This window comes from Pseudomonas versuta (genome assembly GCF_001294575.1).
Classification (GTDB): domain Bacteria; phylum Pseudomonadota; class Gammaproteobacteria; order Pseudomonadales; family Pseudomonadaceae; genus Aquipseudomonas; species Aquipseudomonas versuta.
Genome location: NZ_CP012676.1, coordinates 1501898 through 1524172, shown reverse-complemented (window position 1 = coordinate 1524172; position 22275 = coordinate 1501898). Strand labels below are relative to the sequence as shown.

The 22275-nt window shown below is 61.2% G+C and carries 17 protein-coding genes and 3 pseudogenes; 13 read left to right on the top strand and 7 right to left on the bottom strand.

The window, feature by feature from the left end; all coding sequences use genetic code 11:
* Positions 1–75: 75 nt before the first annotated feature.
* Positions 76–1107, bottom strand: coding sequence for a LacI family DNA-binding transcriptional regulator (locus tag AOC04_RS06855; RefSeq protein ID WP_060696891.1), 1032 nt, complete (start codon positions 1105–1107; stop codon positions 76–78).
* A 136-nt stretch (positions 1108–1243) separates the two neighbouring features.
* On the opposite strand from AOC04_RS06855, the gene AOC04_RS06850 reads away from it, so the two are divergent.
* Positions 1244–2086, top strand: a complete 843-nt coding sequence (locus AOC04_RS06850) for an SDR family oxidoreductase (RefSeq protein WP_060691797.1) — start codon at positions 1244–1246, stop codon at positions 2084–2086.
* 143 nt (positions 2087–2229) lie between these two features.
* On the opposite strand, the gene nikR is transcribed toward AOC04_RS06850, so the two are convergent.
* Entirely contained in the window at positions 2230–2649 is a 420-nt protein-coding gene (nikR, locus tag AOC04_RS06845) for a nickel-responsive transcriptional regulator NikR (RefSeq protein WP_060691795.1), read from the bottom strand.
* Positions 2650–2755: 106 nt separating this feature from the next.
* Between nikR and nikA the strand changes: the two are divergent.
* The 5 genes and pseudogenes from nikA (at position 2756) to AOC04_RS06820 (ending at position 7677) form a co-directional block, all read left to right on the top strand.
* Positions 2756–4314, top strand: a pseudogene (nikA, locus tag AOC04_RS06840) (nickel ABC transporter substrate-binding protein).
* A 3-nt stretch (positions 4315–4317) separates the two neighbouring features.
* A complete protein-coding gene (gene nikB, locus AOC04_RS06835; protein WP_060691793.1) occupies positions 4318–5259 on the top strand; it encodes a nickel ABC transporter permease subunit NikB in 942 nt (313 codons plus the stop codon).
* On the top strand, positions 5256–6101 hold the full coding sequence (nikC, locus tag AOC04_RS06830; RefSeq protein ID WP_060691791.1) for a nickel ABC transporter permease subunit NikC: 846 nt from the start codon (positions 5256–5258) through the stop codon (positions 6099–6101). The genes nikB and nikC overlap by 4 nt, the downstream gene beginning before the upstream one ends.
* Positions 6098–6871, top strand: coding sequence for an ATP-binding cassette domain-containing protein (locus AOC04_RS06825; RefSeq protein WP_060691789.1), 774 nt, complete (start codon positions 6098–6100; stop codon positions 6869–6871). The genes nikC and AOC04_RS06825 overlap by 4 nt, the downstream gene beginning before the upstream one ends.
* Positions 6868–7677 carry an ATP-binding cassette domain-containing protein gene (locus AOC04_RS06820; RefSeq protein ID WP_060691787.1) on the top strand — a complete coding sequence of 270 codons (810 nt, stop codon included), beginning with the start codon at positions 6868–6870 and terminating at the stop codon, positions 7675–7677. Before AOC04_RS06825 ends, AOC04_RS06820 begins: the two co-directional genes overlap by 4 nt.
* Positions 7678–7779: 102 nt before the next feature.
* On the opposite strand, the gene AOC04_RS06815 is transcribed toward AOC04_RS06820, so the two are convergent.
* Both AOC04_RS06815 and AOC04_RS06810 read right to left on the bottom strand, forming a co-directional pair.
* Positions 7780–8880 (bottom strand): polyamine ABC transporter substrate-binding protein, encoded by a 1101-nt coding sequence (locus AOC04_RS06815; protein WP_060691785.1) that lies wholly within the window; start codon positions 8878–8880, stop codon positions 7780–7782.
* Positions 8877–9700: pseudogene (locus AOC04_RS06810) on the bottom strand (carbon-nitrogen hydrolase family protein). Before AOC04_RS06810 ends, AOC04_RS06815 begins: the two are co-directional and overlap by 4 nt.
* A 92-nt stretch (positions 9701–9792) precedes the next feature.
* Here AOC04_RS06810 and AOC04_RS06805 point away from each other — a divergent pair.
* Together AOC04_RS06805 and AOC04_RS06800 are read left to right on the top strand one after the other, a co-directional pair.
* Complete coding sequence (locus AOC04_RS06805; protein WP_060691783.1) at positions 9793–10581, top strand: helix-turn-helix transcriptional regulator; 789 nt, start codon at positions 9793–9795, stop codon at positions 10579–10581.
* Between the two features lie 202 nt (positions 10582–10783).
* Complete coding sequence (locus AOC04_RS06800; RefSeq protein ID WP_060691781.1) at positions 10784–12523, top strand: dipeptidase; 1740 nt, start codon at positions 10784–10786, stop codon at positions 12521–12523.
* A gap of 143 nt (positions 12524–12666) precedes the next feature.
* On the opposite strand, the gene AOC04_RS06795 is transcribed toward AOC04_RS06800, so the two are convergent.
* Together AOC04_RS06795 and AOC04_RS06790 are read right to left on the bottom strand one after the other, a co-directional pair.
* Entirely contained in the window at positions 12667–13764 is a 1098-nt protein-coding gene (locus AOC04_RS06795; protein WP_060691780.1) for a DmpA family aminopeptidase, read from the bottom strand.
* 113 nt (positions 13765–13877) lie between these two features.
* Positions 13878–14978, bottom strand: a complete 1101-nt coding sequence (locus tag AOC04_RS06790) for a polyamine ABC transporter substrate-binding protein (RefSeq protein WP_060691778.1) — start codon at positions 14976–14978, stop codon at positions 13878–13880.
* A 382-nt stretch (positions 14979–15360) separates the two neighbouring features.
* On the opposite strand from AOC04_RS06790, the gene msuE reads away from it, so the two are divergent.
* The 5 genes and pseudogenes from msuE to mgrA all read left to right on the top strand — a co-directional run bounded on the left by msuE (position 15361) and on the right by mgrA (position 20613).
* Positions 15361–15924 (top strand): FMN reductase, encoded by a 564-nt coding sequence (gene msuE / locus AOC04_RS06780; protein WP_060691774.1) that lies wholly within the window; start codon positions 15361–15363, stop codon positions 15922–15924.
* Between the two features lie 10 nt (positions 15925–15934).
* Positions 15935–17074, top strand: a complete 1140-nt coding sequence (ssuD, locus tag AOC04_RS06775; RefSeq protein WP_060691772.1) for an FMNH2-dependent alkanesulfonate monooxygenase — start codon at positions 15935–15937, stop codon at positions 17072–17074.
* 174 nt (positions 17075–17248) lie between these two features.
* Entirely contained in the window at positions 17249–18436 is a 1188-nt protein-coding gene (locus AOC04_RS06770) for an acyl-CoA dehydrogenase family protein (protein ID WP_060691770.1), read from the top strand.
* An 8-nt stretch (positions 18437–18444) separates the two neighbouring features.
* A complete protein-coding gene (locus tag AOC04_RS06765; protein WP_060691768.1) occupies positions 18445–19545 on the top strand; it encodes a sigma-54 interaction domain-containing protein in 1101 nt (366 codons plus the stop codon).
* Positions 19546–19576: 31 nt separating this feature from the next.
* Positions 19577–20613, top strand: a pseudogene (gene mgrA, locus AOC04_RS06760) (L-glyceraldehyde 3-phosphate reductase).
* A 190-nt stretch (positions 20614–20803) separates the two neighbouring features.
* On the opposite strand, the gene AOC04_RS06755 reads toward mgrA, so the two are convergent.
* Complete coding sequence (locus tag AOC04_RS06755; protein WP_060691766.1) at positions 20804–22234, bottom strand: FAD/NAD(P)-binding protein; 1431 nt, start codon at positions 22232–22234, stop codon at positions 20804–20806.
* Positions 22235–22275: the final 41 nt, after the last annotated feature.

Genomic DNA, 22275 nt, shown 5'->3' with positions numbered 1-22275 from the left:
CACTTGATGCTCCACGCGCTTACACAGGCATGAGCGTCAGGGTTCAAGGCCGCAGATACGCATCTGCGCGCCACATCAGTGCGCCTGCGGCAAATTGAACGGCGTCACGATCTGCACCTGTGACGGCATGACCGGGCCGGCTTGGCATACCCGGTGAAACTGCAGGATGTGCAAAAACACCTGCCGGACATCGACCTGCAGATTGTGATCAATGACCGCGGCCATTTTTTCTTCGGCCAGCAACTGCCGGTTTTCTTCATCCAGATCATGCCCGACGAACACTTCCAGCGGTCGCCCGAGTGCCGCAAAAGCATCGACAATCGCCCGATTCCCACCCCCCACGCTATACACCGCCTTCAAGCCCGGGTGCTGTTCCAGGGCCTGGGTCATACGGGCAAAGGTCGGCCCGTACACGCCTAGCCCTTCGCTGATGTCGAGCACCCGCAAGTGCGGCGCCCGCCCGCGCAGCCACATGCGAAAGCCCATTTCGCGCTCTTCCTCGCCACGAAAGCGCTCGCTGCTGATGACCACCGCAACCTCTTGCGCCGCCGCACCCAGCCAGCGTGACAGCAAATACGCCGCGGTTTGCCCGGCGTTACGGTTGTCCATACCGACATAGGCAATCCGATTGCTCTGCGGCAAGTCCGTAGCCAGGGTCACCACCGGTATCCCGGCCGCCACCAACCGGTTGACAGCCAGGTTAATCGGCGGCTCATCGGCCGCTTTGAGCACCACCCCCTGGCTGCCCTTTTCAGCGCAACGCCGGATCAGGTCGTGCATGGCCTGCGGGTCGATCTCTTCGAATAGATGAAAACGCGGCGAAATGCGAAACGGCGCCATGCTGCCCAACTGCGCCGTCATGGCTTCTTTAACCGCCTTACTGAAGCGCTCCGGGGTGTGCAGGATGACGTCGACATAAAAAGTGCGGCCCATCGCCAGGCCGTTTTTTTCCTGTGCTTCAAGCTCGCCCAGGGCCTGTTCGATACGCCTGCTGGTCTGCTGATGAAAACTGCCGCGCTGGTGCAGCACGCGGTCGACCGTGGCTTTGCTGACCCCGGCCTGGGTGGCAATTTGCTTGATCGAGAAACGCTTGGCACGGCTGAGCATGATGATCACGGACCTTTTTCTTGAGGCTTTTATGAGGTCTTTTCTACCAGTTCTGAGGCTTGGCTGATGCTAGTCTCGGTTTCACGAGGTGTCACCCGACGATCTCGAAAACAATAAAAACCCGCAGGAGCCCTTCATGTCTGAAGCCGATTTTTCCACTCAGTTCGCAGGCCGTTTTTTTGTCGTTACCGGCAGTACTCAAGGCCTTGGCGCAGCCGTTGCACACACCCTGGCGCGGCGCGGTGCAGCCGGGCTGGTTATCTGCGGGCGCAGCCGCGACAAAGGCGCCGAGCAGGTGCGCCAGCTGGCACAACTCGACTGCCAGGCCTTTTTTGTCGAGGCCGACATGGAGCGTGTCGAAGATTGCCGCGCCGTCATCGATGCCGCCCGCGAGCATTTCGGCACCTTGCACGGGCTGGTCAACTGCGCGGGCATGTCCGATCGAGGGAGCATTCTCGACACCTCGCCAGAACTGTTCGACCGCATTTTCGCGGTCAATGTTCGGGCACCGTTTTTCCTCATGCAAGAAGCCATCAGACTGATGATCCGCCAGGGTGTGGAAGGCGCCATTGTCAATATCCAGAGCGTCAGCGGCCATGGCGGCCAGTCGTTTCTCTCGGCTTACTCAACCTCCAAGGGTGCATTGGCGATCCTCACCAAAAACGTGGCCTTTAGCACCCTGCGCAACCGGATTCGGGTCAACGGCCTGAACATCGGCTGGATGGACACGCCCCACGAAGACCAGATCCAGCGCCAATACCATGGCGCACAGGATGGATGGCTGGCCGAAGTCGAACAGTCGATGCCGTTCGGGCGCCTGCTCAAGCCTGAAGAAGTCGCCCGCAGCGTAGCTTTTTTGCTGTCCGCTGAATCGGGGATGATGACCGGCTCGGTGATTGACCTGGAGCAAGGGGTGATGGGCTGTGGTGACGGATCGACCCCGCGCCCGGACGCCCCTTTGGCAGTGGGTGAAGCATGACCGGCGCCGAGCACTTCTCGATACCGACCGCCGCTGCACGGTCTGGCAGCGCAGACCGTGCAGCAGTTGATGCTGCCGGCCCAGAATCAAGGCTGCTCGCATGAAGCGTGTGCGCAACAGATCAGCCTGATGCGCAGCAAGCGTCAGGCCTGATCGCCCTCAATCTCTCCCAGCGGAATGATCTGCGCGTTGCCATGCCGGACCCCGCGTTCGGCCATGATGTGCCGCGTCAGTTCCGAAACTTCGGCAATGCTGCCCTTGAGCACCGACACTTCCATGCACTTGCCCTGATCCAGATGCACATGCAGCGTCGACAGGGTCAGGTCATGGTGCTCATGGAAGGCTGTGTTCAGCCGTTTGGACAGTTCCCGGGTGCCGTGATCGTAGACATAACTCAAGGTGGCCACGCAGGGATCCTGCGGGTTGCAGTTTTGCGGCTCCAGCAACCCGGCGCGCAATAAGTCGCGAATGGCTTCGGAGCGCCCCTGATACCCGTGGGTGCCAACCCGCTGGTCAATCGCAGTCAACAAGGCATCGTCCAGCGTGATGGTGACCCTCTGCATCTAATTGGCCTCGCAGTTATGATCTTTTGACATAGACTTCATACCCAATGAGTGGACAGGCCAGCGGCCATCAACCTGAGGGAGACGCAGTGTGGAGCAGTCATGGATGAAAAAACAACTTGCCATATGGATGTTTGGAGCCTGCCTGAGTGCTGGCATCACCAGCGTATCAGCCGCAGAGCCGGCCCCTGTTCTCACCTATTCGTGGCCCACCAACGCCGGGCCGCTTGACCCCCGGGGCTACTCGCCGAACCAGATGTACGCCCAGTCCATGGTTTATGAACCCCTGGTGCGTTACACCGACAAAGGCACCCTCGAACCCTGGCTCGCGACCCGGTGGACAGTATCGCCGGACGGCAAGACCTACACCTTTACCCTGCGTGAAGGCGTGACCTTCAGCGATGGCAGCCCGTTCAATGCGGCCGCCGCCAAAGCCAATCTGGACGCTGTACTGGCCAACGGCAAGCGCCATCAGTGGATGGAACTGGTCTCCACTCTGGAAAGTGTCGAGGCACCGGACGAGCACACCCTGGTGCTCAAGCTCAAACACCCTTACTACCCGACCCTGATGGAGCTGGCGCAAGTGCGCCCGCTGCGTTTTGGCGCGCCGCACGCCAAACCGGGGGCTCCGGTGGGCACCGGGCCCTGGACCCTGGCGCAAACCCGGCGCGGCGAATACGACCGTTTCGAGCGTAACGAGCGCTACTGGGGGCCAAAACCGGCTTACGGCTCGGTGCTGGTGAAAGTCATCTCCGACCCCGACAGCCGCGCCATTGCCTTGCAGACCGGCGAACTGGATCTGATTCAGGGCGCTGAAGGCGAAATATCTCCCGGGACCTTTGTGCGTCTGCGCGACTCAGGTTTCAACACCGCGATTTCCGCGCCACTGGCCACCCGCTCGGTGGCGATGAACACCGGCCTGGCCCCCACCAACGAACTGGCGGTGCGCCAGGCGATCAACCAGGCCGTGGACAAGGACACCATTATCGCCAAGGTCCTGCACGGTCTGGAGCCGCGAGCCGACGCCCTGTTTTCCAACAACATGCCGTACACCGACCTTGGCCTCAAGGCCGCCCCTACGACCCGCAACAGGCGCGCACAACCCTCGAGGCCGCCGGCTGGAAAACGGCTTCCGGCAAGGGCATACGCGAAAAAGACGGCCAGCCCCTGAGCATCGAACTGGTGTTTCTGGGCACCAGTGCCCTGCAAAAAAGCCTGGCCGAAATCCTTCAGGGCGAACTGGCCAAGGTCGGGATCGAGATCAAGTTGCGGGCCGAGGAAGACGGCGCGCTGGTACAGCGTCAACGTGAGGGCCGCTTCGGCATGATCTTCGCCGACACTTGGGGCGCGCCTTACGACCCGCACTCCTTTGTCAGCTCCATGCGCTATGCCGGGCACGCTGACTACATGGCCCAGCGCGGCCTGCCGATGAAGGATGCCATCGACCACAAGATCGCCGAAGTGCTGGGCCAGACCGACGAGCAACAGCGGGCCGAGGGCTACCGCGAGATCCTCACCACCTTGCACGATCAGGCGGTGTATTTGCCGATCTCCTATCTGACCGCCATCAGCGTCAGCCGCAACAATGTGGGTAACGTCCAGTTCGGCAGCACGTTGTTCGATGTGCCGTTTGAAGTCATGCACCCAGCCACCGGGAAGCCCTGAGCCATGCTGCGCTATATCATTTTGCGTCTGGTACTGCTGATCCCGGTGCTCCTGGGGGTGTCGCTGATCGTGTTCATCCTCCTGCACCTGGGCAATGGCGACCCGGCCCTGGACTATCTGCGCCTGTCGCAGATCCCGCCGACCGACATCGCCCTGGCAGAGGCACGCCGGGCTTTGGGGCTGGATCGCCCCCTGCCCGAGCAATACATCAGCTGGCTGTGGAATGCCCTGCATCTGGATTTCGGCACCTCCTACATCACCGGCCGCCCGGTGCTGGATGACCTGCTGTATTACCTGCCGGCCACTCTGCAACTGGGTGGCCTGGCGCTGCTCACCACCCTGGTCATGAGCATCCCGCTGGGCCTGGCTGCCGCGCGCTGGAAAGGCCGATGGCCGGATCAGGTGGTGCGTTTCATCACCTTTATCGGCGTCTCGATGCCCAACTTCTGGCTGGCCTTTTTGCTGATCGCCCTGTTCTCCCTGTGGCTGGGCTGGTTGCCGCCGATGGGGCGTGGCGGGCCGCAGCACTTGCTGATGCCGGTCCTGGCCATCGCCCTGATGTCGATGTCGATCAACGCCCGCCTGCTGCGTGCCAGCCTGCTCGATGTGCGCCAGCACCGGCATGTGTTCTACGCCCGGGCCCGTGGCCTGAGCGAACGGCGGGTGTGGCGCGACCATATCCTGCGCAATGCCTGGATGCCGCTGGTGACCGCCACCGGCATGCATATCGGCGAACTGTTGGGAGGGGCATTAGTGATCGAAACCATCTTCGCCTGGCCCGGCGTCGGGCGCTTTGCGGTCAGTGCCGTGCTCAACCGCGATTTCCCGGTGATGCAGTGCTTCACCCTGCTGCTCACCACTCTGCTGGTACTGTGCAATCTGGTGGTGGACATCTGCTACGCCTGGCTCGATCCACGTACGCGTCTGTCGGGGGTGATGGCATGAGCACGTCAGCCATGGCCTTCACCGGCAAAAAACACGGGATGCGGGTCGGCTATCTACTGGTCGGCCTGCTGATGTTGATGGCGCTGTTCGGGCCCTGGATTGCCCCTTACGACTCGACGCTGGTGAGTCTGGATCAGCGCCTGCTGCCCGCCAGCGCCAGCCACTGGCTGGGCACCGACCATCTGGGGCGCGACGTGCTGTCACGCTTGATCGTCGGCACGCAGCTGTCGTTGGGCAGCGTGGTTCTGGTGCTGGGCCTGGTACTGATCATGGGCGTGGTGATTGGCGGGATTGCCGGGATTGTCGGCGGCAAGGTCGACATGTTCCTGATGCGCCTGTGCGACATGTTCCTGACCTTCCCGACGCTGGTGCTGGCGTTCTTCCTGATTGCGCTGCTGGGCACCGGCCTGACCAACGTGATCATTGCCATCGCCCTGTCGCACTGGGCCTGGTATGCACGCATGGTGCGCGGCATGGTGCTGGCCCAGCGTAACCGCGACTATGTACTGGCTTCACGGCTGGCCGGGGCTTCGCGCCTCACCCGCCTGCGCCAGCACGTAATGCCCAACGTCGTAGGGCAATTGCTGGTCCTGGCCTCGATGGATATCGGCCACATGATGCTGCACGTCTCGGGCCTGTCCTTCCTGGGGCTGGGCGTCAGCCCGCCGACTCCCGAATGGGGCGTGATGATCAATGACGCCAAGGAATTTATCTGGACCCAGCCGCAGCTGTTGCTGTGGCCCGGGCTGATGATTTTCATCTCGGTCATGGCCTTCAACCTGCTGGGCGACGCACTGCGCGACCGGCTTGACCCCAGCGTGCTGGCGGAGATCAAGGAATGAAACATACCCTGGCAATACGCGACCTGACCCTCAAGCACCGGCAACGTACCCTGGTCGACAGGGCCGACCTGACCCTCAAGGCCGGCGAGGTGCATGCCCTGGTCGGGGCCAGCGGCTCGGGCAAATCCCTGACCTGCCTTGGCATCCTCGACCTGCTGCCGCCCGGCGTGCACAGCAGCGGCGCCAGCCTGTTGCTGGACGGGCAAAGGGTAGAAGCCGCCAGCCTGCGCGGACGCGAAGTGGCACTGGTGCTGCAAAACCCGCGCAGTGCTTTCAACCCGGTCCGCTCCCTGCGCCAGCACGCTCTGGAAACCCTGCAGGCGCGATCCATACAGGGAGCCGAAGCCGAGCGACTGATCCACGCCACCCTTCTCGAGGTCGGGCTGTTTGACGGCCAGCGAGTGCTCGACTCATTTGCCTTCCAGCTCAGCGGCGGCATGTTGCAACGGATGATGATTGCCCTGGCGCTGCTCGCCGACAGCCGCTTCCTGCTGGCCGACGAACCCACCAGCGATCTCGACGTAGTGGCTCAGGCGCGCTTTCTGGACCTGCTTGAACGACTGGTTGCACAGCGTCATCTCGGGGTGCTGCTGATCACCCATGACATGGGGGTCGTGGCCCGCTGCGCCGATCAGGTAACGGTGATGGCCCACGGCCGGATCGTCGAGCAGGCCGATGTGCACACCCTGTTCCATGCCCCACAGAGCCAGGAGGCGCGCACTCTGCTTGCCGCGCATCACTCGTTGACGATGGAGAACTGCCCAGCATGAGTTTTATCCAGGTACGCAACCTCAGCCACGGCTACACCGCTGGCGGAATGTTCAGCAAACGGCATCGGGTCCAGGTGCTCAACCAACTGAATCTGGACCTGCCCGAGGGCCAGAACCTGGGTCTGCTGGGGGGCAGCGGCAGCGGCAAAAGCACCCTCGCCCGCCTGCTGATGGGCCTGGAAACACCCGACCAGGGCAGCATCCACTTCAACGGCCAGGCCTTGCAGGGCACCAGCCCACAATTTTTGCAGAAGGTGCAGATGGTCTTTCAGGATGCCCTCAGTGCCTTCAACCCCCAGCGCAGCATTGGCTGGAGCATCGCCGAACCGTTGCGCCACCTGTCAGGCATGGACAGCGAGGCGTGCCAGGCCCGGGTCGGGCAACTGTTGCAGCAGGTCAAACTCGAGCCGGGTGACATCGACAAACTGCCCGCGCAACTCAGTGGCGGACAACTGCAAAGAGCCGGGATCGCCAGAGCCATGGCGGTTGGCCCGCAGTTGATAATTCTCGACGAAGCACTGTCCAACCTTGACCGGGTGCTGCAGGTGCAAATTCTCGACTTGCTGACAGACGTGCGGCGCGAATCCGGGACCGGGTTCTTGCTGATCACCCATGATCTGAGCCTGGTCCGGCGCTTTTGCCAGCGGGTAGTGGTATTGGCCGACGGCATGCTGGTGGAGGACCGGGAAGTGACGCCAGGGATGCATTTCGAGCATCCCGAGGCGCGCACCCTGCAAGAAGCCGTACTGCCGGCAATGCCCAGGGCCCGGCAGGTCGCCGCACGCACCGCCGCCTGTAGTCGCTGACGAGGCACGAGGCTGCGATAAGGAACGCAGGGCCTTCAATCTGCGGGTCTGCTGCGCAGCCCATCGCAGCCTCGTGCCTCGTCAGCGACTACAGGCTGGCGCTCAGGTCCCGCTTTTCACCTTGCTCCATAACCGGGTGCGGATACGCTCCAGTTTGAGTGCCAGGGGCTGCAGCGGGAACAAGGTCGCCATCACCGCTTCGGTCGGGTAAATATCAGTGTCATCGCGAATGTTTTTGTCCACCAGCTCCTTGGCATCCAGGTTGCCATTGGGGTATTTGAGGTGGTTAGAGGTCTGTGCGATCACTTCGGGGCGCAGCATGTAATTGATAAACGCCAGCCCTTGTTGCGGGTTGGGCGCATCATTGAGCAACACCATGTTCTCGATCCAGATCGGCGCCCCTTCGCGGGGGATGCTGTAGCGAATGGTGCGACCATTGCCAGCCACTTGCGACGCGGTCTTCGCGTCCTGCACCCCGCCTGCCCAACCCACCACCACGCAGACATTGCCATTGGCCAGGTCGGTGATAAACCGGGACGAGTCAAAGTAGCGAATATACGGCCGCACCTTGAGCAACAATGCCTCGGCCTTCTGGTAATCCTGGGGGTTGCTGCTGTTTTGAGGCAGCCCAAGGTAATGCAGGGCAATGGAAATAATATCGCCGGAGGCATCGAGCATGGCCACGCCGCACTGGCTCAGCTTGCTGATGTTTTCTTCCTTGAAGATCAGGTCCCAGGAATCAACCGCAGCGTCAGGTCCGAGAATCGCCCTGACCTTGTCCGCGTCATAACCAATGCCCGTGGTGCCCCACAGATACGGCACCGCATAGCGGTTGCCGGGGTCATTGTTTTGCATCTTCGCCAGGATGGCCGGGTCAAGGTGTGGCAGGTTGGGCAACTGCGAGCGGTCCAGCGCCTTCAGCACCCCGGCTTTTATCAGGTTGGGCAGCACATCGTTGCTGGCAACCACCACGTCGTAACCGCTGCCCCCCACCATGAGTTTGCTCTGCATGACATCGCTGCTGTCGAATACGTCATACACCGATCCGATGCCGGTTTCGGCCTGGAAATTCTTCATCGCATCCGGGGCGATAAAGTCGTACCAGTTGTAGACATGCACCCGGGTATCAGCCGCCTGCACCTGGGCCAGCCCCACACTCAACAAAGTCGCCAGGGCCCATTTAACGCTGCACTTGGTCTTCATCCTGCGACTCCAGTCAACAGCTCGCGGCGCCCGTCTGCGTGGTCGATCTGTTCGCCGGCAAGCAACAGACGGCGGTCCTGGAGATAGTCGTAATCACGGCGGGCAGCCTTGAGCTGATCCAGCTCCAGCGCCACCCCCTGACGCAGCTCTTCGCGCCCGGCCTCAAACAACACCCGGCCAAACGGATCGACCACTGTACTGGCGCCGGCAAATACCAGGCCGTCATCCCCTGCCCCGACGCGATTGACCATCACGGCAAAGGCCTGGTTCTCCTGGGCCCGCGCCATGATCGCAGTACGATGTACCGGACCGTAGGGGTCCATGTTGCCGTTGGTGACGATAATCAGATCAACCCCCAGTTGCGCCAGCGCACGGCTGGTTTCCGGAAACTCGATGTCGTAGCAAATCAGCAGGCCGATGCGAATCCCGCGCCATGACACTGTGGCCAACCGATCGCCGGGGCAAAATCCCCGCGTTCGGTTGGCCACAGGTGCGTCTTGCGATAAGCCAGCGCAATGCCCTCGGGGGTCACCAGCACCGAGGTGTTGTAGTAACTACCGTCATGCTTTTCAGCTATGCCCACAACCACCGAAACATCGCGTTCGCGCACGGCCTGCAAGACCTTTTGCAGGCTCGGGCCATGCAAGGGTTCAGCAACGCGCGCCAGCTCACCGGCGCCGACAAAGCCGGTCAGATGCGTCTCGGGGAACACCAGCAGCTCGGTGTCGGCATCACAAGTGGCGATGGCATTGAGGGTACGCGTCAGGTTATAAGCGGTGTCGCCGTCACGGCCTGCCAGTTGCATCAGTTCAATCTTCATCTCTGATCCTTGCACGGGGGATGAGCCGAGTATGGAACGCGCTATCGCGCCAATAAATGACATCGATGGGGTAACCCCCACTAGGTAGAAAGATGAGTCTGACACTGCAGGATGTGGCCTGGCATGACGCGATGGGCCGCATTATCGAAACCCTCGACCGCCCCCATTTCTGGACCGCGCTGGTGCGCTTGCTTGCCAACTACGTGCCCGTGGACAACTGGGTGGTGCTGATTTACGGCGCCGGCAAGCCCCGGGTGCTGGCCGAATCCCCCGGTGAAGACGGTGCTGTGGACCCGCTGTTCCAGGACTACCTCAAGGGCCTGTACCTGCTGGACCCGTTCTACATCGCCAACCGCGAGTCTCTGCAAAGCGGGTTGTTCCGCCTGCAGGACGTGGCCCCGGAATGCTTTGAGCAGACCGACTACTACCAGCGTTATTTCCGCCTCAACATCGTCACCGACGAAGTACATATCAACCTGCAACTGGACAACGAGCGCACCCTGAGCCTGTCCCTGGGCAGTCAGTGCCGATTCAGCCTGGAGCAGACCGCCCTGCTGGGGCTGGTGCGGCCGTGGGTCGCGGCGCTGATGCGCCAACGCCTGCTGTTTGAACGCGAACCCGGTGAATCGCCGGAGCTTGCGCCTAACTGGCAGGACCGCCTGGAAGCAGCCACTGCGCAGTTGAGCTCGCCCCTGACTGCCCGGGAGATGGAGGTGGGACGGCTGTTGCTCAGTGGCTGCTCGAACAAGGAGATCGCCCGCAAACTGGCTATCTCTGCCGAGACCGTGAAAGTGCATCGCAAACACATGTACGGCAAGCTGGGGATCAAGTCCCAGTCGGAACTGTTTTCCCTGTTCTTGCAGGCGCAGGAACCACTGTAGGAGCGAGCTTGCCTCGCGATGCCTGCAGCGGGCAAAGCCTGAGACAGCATGTCGATGCTGGCGCTGCGCGCCAGATCGCAGCCTTCGGCAGCGACTACAGGTGGCCATCCACCCAACCTATTTTTCCGCCAACTCGGCGAGATGTTTTGTTACATTCATCCGCTTCTGACTCTCACTCACCAGCAAAGGAATGCCTTGCACAATGGATTTTTCACTCAAGCAACTGGCCGCAGCAACCCTGATGATGGCCAGCCTCACAGCGTTCACTGCGCCAGCTCTGGCCAATATCACCCCGCAACAGAGCGAGATCATTCTCAAGTCCTTCAGTGATAAATCGGTTAAGGATTTCAGGCAATTCCTGAGTAGCCTGGCCAAGAGCGATCTGGCTAAAACCGATGACCTGGGCCCTGCGATCAATGCCTTTCTCGACAACAAAACCTTGTCCACCGACCAGCAGAACGAGATCTATCGCCTGCTGGGCCTGTATACCCGGATCAAGTACGGCAGCGCGGCCACCCAGACCCTGATCGAACTGGTGGCCATCCCCACCGTAAACGTGGAGGGTGTCCCCACCTACAAGAACCCTGAATTCATCAAAATCGGCGACAAGATCAGGGACCTGGCCAAGGCCTTCAACCTGAACTATCGCAACGTCGATGACCGGGTCTACGAAATTTCCCTCGAAGGCAAAGGCGATGAAGTAGTAGGTATCCACGCCCATGCCGACGTAGTGCCCGTGAGTCCGCAGAATTGGGTGTTGAAAGACGGCACCCGGCTTGACCCGTTCAAAGTCACCCTGATCGGCGACCGCATGTACGGGCGCGGCACCGAAGATGACAAGAACGGCATCGTGGTCACTCTGTACGCGATGAAGGTGATCAAGGAAGAAAATCTGCCACTGGCGCGCAATTTCAAGCTACTGGTGGACACCACCGAAGAAACCAGCGGCGACGCCATTCCTTACTACTTCGAACGCAACCCTACGCCCAACTACAACCTGGCGCTGGATGGCGGCTACCCGGTGGTCATTGCCGAGAAAGGCTACGGCACGGTGATGGCCAACTTTGCACGGCGCCAAGCTGAAGGCCAGGGCGCAGAAATCACCTCGCTGACCGGCGGCCTTGCCACCAACCAGATCCCCTCGACATCAGTCGCCACCTTTGTCACTGACAAGCCTGCCGAGCTGGCTGCCAGCCTGCAAAAAGCCGGCACTGAATACGTCAAGCGCAACGGTGACAACTTCCAGGTGAGCGCCAATGTGGTGGGCAAGGACGTGGTGCTGACCGTGACCGGTGTTTCCGCCCACTCCTCCAAACCCGACTCCGGGGTGAACCCGGTGGCGCGCATGCTGGACTTCATCAACAGCCTCGAAGGTCAGGTGGCGCTCAAGCACAACCACATCACTGACGCGGCCCGTTATGCAGCCGACAACTGGGGCCTGGATTATCTGGGTGGCAAGTTGGGGATCGGTTTCTCCGATGACTTCATGGGGCCGCTGACCACATCTCTGACCTATGTCGGGATGGACGACAACCGCTTCAAACTCGCAGTCAACCTGCGCGTGCCCAAGGGTGAATCCCCTGAGGCGCTAAAAGCCAAGATCACCGAAAAACTCACCCAGTGGAGCAAGAGCAACCATATCCCGCTGACCCTCGAGACCTCCATTGCCGAGCCGATGTACCGCAACCCTGAAGGCGAATGGGTCAAGGCGCTGCTGGCGGTGGCCACCGAAAACCTGGGCATGGAGCACAAGTTCGGCGCGTCCTCGGGGGCAACCTCGGTCCATGAACTGCCCAATGGTGTGCAATTCGGCCTGGCGATGCCGGGCGTCAAATACACTGGTCACAACGACAACGAGTTCAAGACAGTGAACCAGTTCATGCTCGACTTGCAGATCGTGACCGAAATGATGGCGCGCATCGGCCAGCTGCCGAACCTCTGACACGCCTCTGTGGGAGCTGGCTTGCCAGCGATGCACACACCGGGATTGGCCTGGTACACCGCGCCGCTGCCATCGCGAGCAAGCTCGCTCCTACAGGTCTACCTGCCCACCCGCCCGGCCAGCGAATCATCACTACTGGGGGCTCAGGGCTGCCAGCCTACTTTGGCCAGGGCGTCAAGCAGACGCTCGGGCTTGAGTGAAAAAGCCTGGCTGGCACAGCCCTTGAGGTCTGTGGCAGCCAGCATGGCATTGAGAATGGCCTCCTCCACCGCGTCTGCGGCAGCCACGAACAGCGGCGAGATGTAATCGTTATTGACCATGTGCAACCCGGTAGTCGGTGCCCCGGGGTGCCCAAAATTGGCAGCCGGCAAATTGCTGTTGCCCACCGAAAAGGCCAGAAAAATATCGCCGCTGGAATCCTCGGTGCCCCCGCCCACCCGCGCCAGACCCACGCTGGCCCGCTGTGCCAGCCGGGTGCATTGATGCGGTAACAAAGGCGCATCGGTCGCGATGGTGATCACGATTGAACCCATGCCCGGCTCGCCGACATTGACCTCGCCCTTGAACGGTGACGGCACATCATCCAGCACTCTGCCGACCGGATACCCCGCCACCCGCAGCGCTTCACGCACCCCGTAGTTGGCCTGTACCAGGGCGCCAACGGTCCAGCCGCCCTGCTCCGCCGTCAGCACCCGCGAAGAGGTGCCAATACCGCCCTTGAATTCGTGGCAAATCATGCCCGTACCGCCACCCACATTGCCCTCCTGAACAGGGCCGCAAGTTGCATCCTGCAGCGCCAGTTGCACATGCTCGGCGCGCACGTGCTGGCCCCAGATGTCATTCAAGGTGCCGTCGTAGGTTTCCAGCACCACAGGCATGCACCAATACGTATGCTTCTTGCCCATTTCACGTTCGGCGGCCACCAGCGCATCGCGCACGACACCGACGCTGTGGGTGTTGGTATAGGCAATGGGCGTGGTCAGCAAACCGGCTTCGCGAATCCACTCCAGACCGGTTGCGTCACCGTTGCCGTTCAACACATGGACCCCGGCAAAACACGGCTGCAAATGCGCCGCACCGGCACGCGGTTCGATCACGGTGACACCGGTATGGATGGAAGTTTCGGCGGTTTCGACATTCAGCGTGTGATGCCCGACTCGCACACCCGGTACATCGGTAATTGCGTTGTAAAGGCCCGGGGTGCCCGAGCCAATGGTTACGCCAAGCTCACGGATACGCATCGTTCTGCTCTCGCTATCGTCAGTAAAGTGCGCCCAGTGTAGGAACCCGGGCAACACTTGACGATACCCTCCATTCACTACCCCGAAGGGGGTATGAAGGCAGATCCGGGCCTTTATTTGTCCGACTTGATACTGGTCCAGGCCCGTGTGCGTACACGCTCGAGTTTCTGCGGCAGCGGCTGCACCACATAGAGGTTTTTCAGGGCCTCGCTGGTCGGGGTCAGGTCCGGGTTACCGGTAATGTCCTTGCTGATCAAAGGCAGCGAATCTTTGTTGGCGTTGGGATAACCGAGAAAGTCGCTGATCGGGGCAATGACCTTGGGGTCCAGCAGGGTGTTGAGAAACTCATGGGCCTCGGCGACATTCTTCGCGCTTTTAGGGATGGCAAAGGTATCAAACCAGATGGGCGCGCCTTCTTTAGGCAAGCGCCAGTCAACCACTACGCCATTGCCCGACTCTTTGGCCCGGTTGCCGAACTGGTAGAAGCTGCCGGAATAACCGATGGCCACGCAGATGTCACCGTTGGCAATGTCGGTCATGTACTTGGCCGAGTTGAAATAGGTGATGTAAGGACGAACTTTCAACATCAGTTCCTTGGCTTTTTCATAGTCGGCCGGGTTCTGGCTGTTCGGGTCCAGCCCCAGATAATGCAGGGCCAGTGGCAAGATCTCCGAGGGTGAGTCGAGCATGGCCACGCCGCAGGACTTCAGTTTCTCCATGTTCTCGGGCTTGAACACCAGGTCCCAGCTGTCTACCGGTGCGTTGTCACCCAGCGCGGCCTTGACCTTGGCCGGGTTGAAACCGATCAGCACGGTGCCGTACATGTAGGGCACTGCGTACTGGTTGCCGGGGTCGTTGGTTTGCAACAGCTTGAGCAAGGCCGGGTCTTGATGCTGCCAGTTGGGCAGTTTGGATTTATCCAGTTTCTGAAACACACCGGCCTTGATCTGAGTGTCGAGAAACTGATTGGACGGCACCACCAGGTCATACCCCGAGTTGCCAGTCAGCAGTTTGGCCTCCAGGGACTCGTTGGTATCAAAGGTGTCCCAGATCACCTTGATCCCGGTTTGTTTGGCGAAGTCCTTGGGTACATTCGGCAGGATGTAGTCCGCCCAGTTGTACACCCGCAATTCGCGCTGTTCGGCCTGTACGGCACTGGCCAGCAGGGTCAGCCCGCAGAGGCCGGCCCCCAGTAAGCGTTTGATTGTGTGCATGCGTGAGTTCCCCGAAGTTGGCGTGAGATCGATAGTTTTTATGTTCTGTACACGGCAGCGGCCTGCAAATGGCCAAGGGCAAGCTGGGCAAACTTTCTTGTTATAGGGCGGGTGCTTTTGATTCTTGCCGACAGCCCTGGCCCAGCACAGTGGGAGACAGGCCAAAAGGGGACAGTTATGGCCAATGTTTATGTCCGGATCCAGCCGTTGGTGTTGCTACAGCAACTGTTGCCACAGCAACAGCGGATCAGCAAATACCTGCCACGACAACAGCAAGCGCCTGCTCAGCCCCTGTATTCAGGGGTTTGGCCTGTTGGTACGGAGTTTGCTCAAGGGTATTACCTGTCCACAGTCCGCTGAACAACAGCCAAAGGATTCAATCATGTCTCACGCCCTGCAAGTCGTTGTCGTTTCTGGAGGAGCCTTCAGCCCTTCACGCACTCTGGTTCTGGCCCAGGCGATTCTCGACGAGCTGCAAACCCGGCTCTGCATCGAGAGTCACTTGATCGAGCTGGGCGATATCGCCCGGCAATTAGGCGGTGCCCTGTCACGCGCGGAGCTGGGTGCTGAGGTCGAAGCACAAATCCAGGCCATCGAAAACGCCGACCTGCTGATCGTTGCCACTCCGGTTTATCGCGGCTCCTACCCGGGTCTGCTCAAGCACCTGTTCGACCTGGTGGACATCAACGGCCTGATCGATACCCCGGTATTGCTCGCCGCCACCGGCGGCAGTGAACGTCATGCCCTGGTGCTTGAACATCAGCTGCGTCCGCTGTTCGGTTTCTTTCAGGCGTTGACCCTGCCGATCGGGGTGTATGCCGTCGAATCCGACTTTGCCAACTACCAGATAACCAGTGAGCCCCTGAAGACTCGCATCCGCCTTGCTGCAGAACGTGCCGCGCCCCTGTTCGGCGTGTCTGCCAAACACCTGCTTAAAACCGCTTAAGGACTCTGTCATGGATGTGTTCTGGTTTCTTCCCACCCACGGCGACGGCCATTACCTGGGTACGACCCAGGGGGCCCGCCCGGTCACTCTCAATTACCTGAAACAGGTCGCCCAGGCGGCCGACGATCTGGGCTACCACGGCGTCCTGATCCCCACCGGCCGCTCGTGCGAGGACTCGTGGGTGATCGCCTCGGCACTGGTGCCACTGACCGAGCGTTTACGCTATCTGGTGGCCATCCGTCCGGGGATTATTTCGCCGACGGTCTCGGCGCGCATGGCCGCTACCTTGGACCGACTGTCCGGCGGGCGCCTGCTGATCAATGTGGTGACCGGCGGCGACCCCGATGAGAACCGTGGCGACGGCAGCTTCCTCGATCACAGCGAACGTTATGAAGTCACCGACGAATTTCTGAAAATCTGGCGCCGGGTCCTGCAAGGCGAAGCCGTGGACTTCGAAGGCAAGCACCTGCGGGTTCAGAACGCCAAGGCGCTGTACCCGCCCGTGCAGAAACCTTATCCGCCGCTGTACTTTGGCGGCTCTTCCGAAGCGGCCCATGATCTGGCTGCCGAGCAGGTCGATGTGTACCTGACCTGGGGCGAGCCACCGGCGGCCGTGGCCGAGAAGCTGGCCGATGTGCGCGAGCGCGCAGCCCGCCAGGGCCGTACTGTACGCTTCGGTATCCGCCTGCATGTAATCGTGCGCGAAACTGAACAGGAGGCCTGGGCTGCGGCAGACAAACTGATCGAGCACATCAGCGACGAAACCATTGCGGCCGCACAAAAATCCTTCTCGCGTTTTGACTCTGAAGGCCAGCGCCGCATGGCGGCACTGCACGACGGACGCCGCGACAACCTGCAAATCGCCCCCAACCTGTGGGCCGGTGTCGGCCTGGTTCGTGGCGGCGCCGGCACAGCGCTGGTGGGCGACCCGCAACAAGTGGCGGCACGGATCAAGGAGTACGCAGACCTGGGCATCGAGAGCTTCATCTTTTCCGGCTACCCGCATCTGGAAGAGGCCTACCGTTTTGCCGAACTGGTCTTCCCCTTGTTGCCCGAGCCCTACGCCAGCCTGGCTGGACGCGGCATCACCAACCTGACGGGCCCGTTTGGCGAAATGATCGCCAACGACGTCCTGCCCGCCAAGGCATGAGGCCAGCCCTGGATCGAACCAACTGTAGGAACGAAGTTGTTATGTAGGAGCGAGCTTGCTCGCGAGCTCTTCAAAGCAGCGCCGCAGATATCAAACTGCCCCAAACAGCTCGCGAGCAAGCTCGCTCCTACAGAAACACTGGGGCAGGATTATTTGAAATGGAGGCCATAACCCGTGACAGCCCATCTACAAGACGCAGCTCTTTCACCGCTGCAAACTGCCCGGGAGCTGGCCAGCGAATTCGCTCACAGCGCAGTCGAACGTGACGAGCGCGGCGGTACGCCAATTGCACAACGCGATGCCCTGCGTGCCAGCGGCCTGCTGGCCTTGAGCATTCCCGTCCAGTTCGGCGGGCTGGGGGCCAGCTGGCGTGAAACCTTTGAGGTGGTGCGCGAGTTTGCCCGCGTCGACAGTTCCATTGCCCACGTATTCGGCTTTCATCACTTGATGCTCGCCACTGTCAGGTTGTTCGCACGCCCCGAGCAATGGCAGCCCTGGTTCGAGCTCACAGCACGCAAAAACTGGTTCTGGGGCAACGCCCTCAACCCCCTGGACACCCGCACCACCGTGCGTAACTTCGCTGGCTGGCGCGAATTTTCCGGCAAAAAAAGTTTCTGTTCCGGGGCCAGCGATTCACAAATGCTGATCGCCTCGGCGGTGGATGAAAGCGCCGGCGGCAAGCTGTTGATTGCCGCCATTCCCAGCAGTCGGACCGGCATTACCTTGCACGATGACTGGGACAACATGGGCCAGCGCCAGACCGACAGCGGCAGCGCAACCTTCGAGCGGGTAAGGGTCGAAGAGTCCGACTTGCTGCTCGATCCGGGTCCGTTGAGCACGCCGTTCGCCTGCCTGCGGCCTTTGATTGCACAGCTGCATTTCGCCAATATTTTTCTCGGCATCGCCCAGGGCGCGTTCGAAGAGGCGCGCCAGTACACCCTCACCGAAACCCGCCCGTGGTTTAAATCCGGCGCCACCCAGAACCATCAGGACCCTTACGTACTGGGGCACTACGGCGACTTCTGGGTTGGCCTGGAAAGTGCCCGGCTACTGGTCGAGCATGCCGCAGGCCTGCTGGACAAAGCCTGGGCCAAGGGTTCGAGACTCAGCAGCGCTGAGCGCGGCCAGGTGGCAGTGGCTATCGCCACCGCCAAAGTCGCCGCCAACCGCCACGGCCTGGAGGTGTGTAGCAAAGTGTTTGAAGTCACGGGAGCCCGTGCCACGCACACCGCAGTCGGTCTGGACCGACACTGGCGCAACCTGCGCACCCAAAGCCTGCATGACCCGCTGGATTACAAGCTTCAAGAATTGGGCGACTGGGCACTGAACCAGAACCTGCCGACTCCCACTTTCTATTCCTAGAGATGCCTATGCAGCTTTTGACGCTACCGCCCTCACCCGCCCTGGCCACGTCGATCCGCGCCACCGCGCAAGTGTTCGAAGATCCGAAATCCAAGGCTTTGCTGGCGCATTTGCAGCAGGTCGCACCCAGTGAAGCCAGCGTGCTGATCATTGGCGAAACCGGCACCGGCAAAGAACTGGTCGCCCGCCATATTCATAATTTGAGCGCACGGCGTAACCGTCCGTTTATTGCGGTCAACTGCGGCGCGTTCTCAGAATCACTGGTAGAAGCCGAGCTGTTTGGCCACGAGAAAGGCGCCTTCACCGGCGCACTCAGTGCCAAGGCCGGCTGGTTCGAAGAAGCTAACGGCGGCACCCTGTTTCTCGATGAAATCGGTGATTTGCCGATGGCCATCCAGGTCAAGCTGCTGCGCGTACTGCAGGAGCGCGAGGTGGTGCGCCTGGGGTCGCGCAAAAGCATCCCCATCGATGTGCGGGTACTGGCGGCCACCAACGTGCAGCTGGAAAAGGCGATCAATGCCGGGCATTTTCGCGAGGACCTGTTCTATCGCCTGGACGTGGTAAACCTTGAACTCAGCCCGTTGCGCGAGCGGCCCGGCGACATCCTGCCGCTGATCCGGCACTTTATCGAGGCCTACAGCAAGCGCCTGGGCTATGGCGAAGTCCGCCTGAGCCCGGCAGCGGAAAACAAGCTGCAGGCCTATGGCTGGCCAGGCAACATCCGCGAACTGGAGAACGTGATCCACCACACACTGCTGATCTGCCGCGATGGCCTGATCCAGAGCGATGACCTGCGACTGTCCAACATGCGCATCGAACGCCAAGAAGACGCCACGGCCACTGACAACTCTACCGAGGGCCTGTTGGAGCGTGCTTTCCAGCAACTGTTTGAAGAACAGCCTGGAGCCCTGCACGAAAAAGTCGAAGACGTGCTGTTCCGCGCGGCCTACCGGTTCTGTCACTACAATCAGGTCCACACCGCCAACCTGCTGGGCCTGAGCCGCAACGTCACCCGCACCCGGCTGATCAACATCGGTGAACTGGCGGTCAACAAACGCCGCACCAATGACACACCGCAAAGCGAAAGAATGCTAAACCTGTGCATCTGACCTGTCCAAACACCTGCCCCATGAGGATTCGATGACTTATATCGCTGCCCAAAACCGCTACGATTCCATCCCTTATCGCCGTACAGGTCGCAGCGGGCTGCTGCTGCCAGCACTGTCTCTGGGCCTGTGGCACAACTTTGGCGACAGTACGCCGATCGACACCCAGCGCGCGTTGTTGCGCACGGCCTTCGACCTGGGCATCAACCACTTTGACCTGGCCAACAACTACGGCCCGCCCTACGGCAGCGCCGAGATCAACTTCGGCCGTTTGCTGCGCGAAGACTTCAAGCACCACCGCGACGAACTGATTATCTCCAGCAAAGCCGGATGGGACATGTGGCCAGGCCCCTACGGCCAGGGTGGCGGTTCGCGCAAGTACGTACTGGCGAGCCTGGATCAGAGCCTGCAGCGCCTGGGTCTGGACTATGTCGACATTTTCTACTCGCACCGCTTTGACCCCGACACGCCACTGGAAGAAACCGCCAGCGCCCTGGCCACCGCCGTGCAACAGGGCAAGGCGCTGTACATCGGGATCTCGTCGTATTCCGGGGTAAAAACCCGCGAGATGGCGGCCTTGCTCAAAGAGTGGAAAGTACCGTTGCTGATCCACCAGCCGGCGTACAACCTGCTCAATCGTTGGGTTGAAAAGGACCTGCTGGACACCACCGAGGAGCTGGGCACCGGCGTGATTGCCTTTACTCCCCTGGCTCAGGGCCTGTTGACCGACAAGTACCTCAACGGGGTGCCGGCCGATGCACGGGTCAATCGTCCGGGGGTGGGTCGCTGCAAGCCTCGCATCTGTCCGACGCCAATATCGCCCATGTGCGTGCACTGAACGAGATTGCCAAGCGCCGAGGTCAAAGCCTGGCCCAGATGGCGCTGGCCTGGACATTGCGCGACCCGCGGGTCACTTCAGCGCTGATCGGTGCCAGCCGCCCGGAGCAAATCATCGAGAACGTCGCCGCCTTGCAGAACCTGAGCTTCAGCGAACTGGAACTGGCCGAAATCGACCGTTTTGCCCAGGAAGGCGGGATCAACCTCTGGCAGAAACCGTCGCTGGCCGAATAACCCGGCCCCCACAGGTTCTGTAACCTTCAACCTTGAGAAGCCCGCGAGACAAGCTCGCTCCTACAGATAACGCCCTGCTGCCCGCCCCCCTGTAGGAGCGAGCTTGCCTCGCGAGCTTTTTATCGAGCCTGTATCGATGACCGAGTGAACGCGGCCTTCTTGAGAAGCTCGCTCCTGCTATATCGCTTGTTCAAACCAGCCTGGCCAACCGCTCTGCCAGGGCCTTGGCCTGCAGGGCAACGTCGGTCACGGCAGTGCTCTCCCACCACATTCCGCGCAATGGCGGGCCCATGGCAAACAGCCGTGGCGCAGGCTGCGAGGCGGCATCCAGCACTGCACCTGAAGCATCGGCGGCAATCCCCAACCCCAGATTTCCGGGCTGCACCAGCCCACGTCGCAGCAGCTGTACCGGTAATGGTTTGTCCACCCGGCGCCAGTCGTACTCGATGCCGGTGGAGTTGATCAGCCCATCACCTTCGATCCATACCGATTCAGCCTGCCCCCGGTAGCGCAGACGAATCCGTGGCCGACCACCCGCCGCATCCACCCCTTGCAGGGAGGCCGCCGTAATCGTCAGACGGCCTTCGCTGAGCAGGCGTTCCAGTAACGCATTGCCCTGGGGCGGCGAGCGGTGGTGATGACTTTCCCACCAGGGCCGTACGTGACGCACAAACTGGCGCCGCTGCGCATCGCTGGCCTGGCTCCAGAGCCGGCCTATATGCACCCGCACCGTATCCAGCGGAGCTTGCCAGTCGATACCCCGGGCTTGTGCCAGGCGACATTGGCGGCGCAGTTCACGGAACAATTGCAGGGGGCTGCGCAGCTGTGGTGACAGGGTCAGAAAGTCTTCCCAAACCGGCGGCTGGCGTCGAACCTGCGGCAATAGCCCGTGGCGCGAGTAGACCTGGATCGGCCCGCGATGCCCGGCCTGATGCAAGGACTCCAGGGCGTCGACCATGGTCAGCCCGGAGCCGATGATCAGCACCCGCGCATCCACTGCCAGGCCTCGCAAGGCTTCAACATCCCAAGGGTCCAGCGCCGCCGCATTCAGCCCGCTGGACTGGCGCTGGGCAGTACGGGCGGCCGGGAACATCCCAGTGGCCAGCACGGCTGCAGCGGCTTGCCATTGGCCGCCGTCGCCAAGGGTCACTGTGACCCCCTGTTCATGGGTTTGCAGGTCCACAACCGCATCACGGACGTGGGTCAGGGTTGAACCTGCCGCGGTACCGATTTGCAGTGCTTGCGCCAGGCGCTGCTGGGCATACAGCCCGAACAGCCCCCGTGGCGGGAACAGCTCGGCAACCGGCACAAGCTGTTTATCGGCCTGGGGCCAGCCGCCGTCAGAGATGTGCGCCGCAAGCCAGCGGGTCAGGTCGTCCGGGTCGTCGGGCTCGACGCTCATGCGCGCCGCGTTGCCATTGAGGGTATGCCCAAGTTGCGTGGCGCTGTAGGCCTCGCCGCGTCCCAGTTCAGGCCTGGGTTCAACCAGCACGATGCGCCGGGCACCCGGCAGGCGCAGCAGTTGCATGGCCAACAGGGTGCCGCTCAGGCCACCGCCAACAATCAACATATCGGCCTCGCGGATGGCAGGGGTTGCCTGTCCGGCTTGTGGCTCGCTCATGATATTCACTCGCTTTTGGATTTATACAGTGCGACCGGCAG

Coding starts and splice junctions, on each gene's coding strand:
- AOC04_RS06855 (WP_060696891.1), bottom strand. CDS start 1,107: ATGCTCAGCCGTGCCAAGCGTTTCTCGATCAAGCAAATTGCCACCCAG.
- AOC04_RS06850 (WP_060691797.1), top strand. CDS start 1,244: ATGTCTGAAGCCGATTTTTCCACTCAGTTCGCAGGCCGTTTTTTTGTC.
- nikR (WP_060691795.1), bottom strand. CDS start 2,649: ATGCAGAGGGTCACCATCACGCTGGACGATGCCTTGTTGACTGCGATT.
- nikB (WP_060691793.1), top strand. CDS start 4,318: ATGCTGCGCTATATCATTTTGCGTCTGGTACTGCTGATCCCGGTGCTC.
- nikC (WP_060691791.1), top strand. CDS start 5,256: ATGAGCACGTCAGCCATGGCCTTCACCGGCAAAAAACACGGGATGCGG.
- AOC04_RS06825 (WP_060691789.1), top strand. CDS start 6,098: ATGAAACATACCCTGGCAATACGCGACCTGACCCTCAAGCACCGGCAA.
- AOC04_RS06820 (WP_060691787.1), top strand. CDS start 6,868: ATGAGTTTTATCCAGGTACGCAACCTCAGCCACGGCTACACCGCTGGC.
- AOC04_RS06815 (WP_060691785.1), bottom strand. CDS start 8,880: ATGAAGACCAAGTGCAGCGTTAAATGGGCCCTGGCGACTTTGTTGAGT.
- AOC04_RS06805 (WP_060691783.1), top strand. CDS start 9,793: ATGAGTCTGACACTGCAGGATGTGGCCTGGCATGACGCGATGGGCCGC.
- AOC04_RS06800 (WP_060691781.1), top strand. CDS start 10,784: ATGGATTTTTCACTCAAGCAACTGGCCGCAGCAACCCTGATGATGGCC.
- AOC04_RS06795 (WP_060691780.1), bottom strand. CDS start 13,764: ATGCGTATCCGTGAGCTTGGCGTAACCATTGGCTCGGGCACCCCGGGC.
- AOC04_RS06790 (WP_060691778.1), bottom strand. CDS start 14,978: ATGCACACAATCAAACGCTTACTGGGGGCCGGCCTCTGCGGGCTGACC.
- msuE (WP_060691774.1), top strand. CDS start 15,361: ATGTCTCACGCCCTGCAAGTCGTTGTCGTTTCTGGAGGAGCCTTCAGC.
- ssuD (WP_060691772.1), top strand. CDS start 15,935: ATGGATGTGTTCTGGTTTCTTCCCACCCACGGCGACGGCCATTACCTG.
- AOC04_RS06765 (WP_060691768.1), top strand. CDS start 18,445: ATGCAGCTTTTGACGCTACCGCCCTCACCCGCCCTGGCCACGTCGATC.
- AOC04_RS06755 (WP_060691766.1), bottom strand. CDS start 22,234: ATGAGCGAGCCACAAGCCGGACAGGCAACCCCTGCCATCCGCGAGGCC.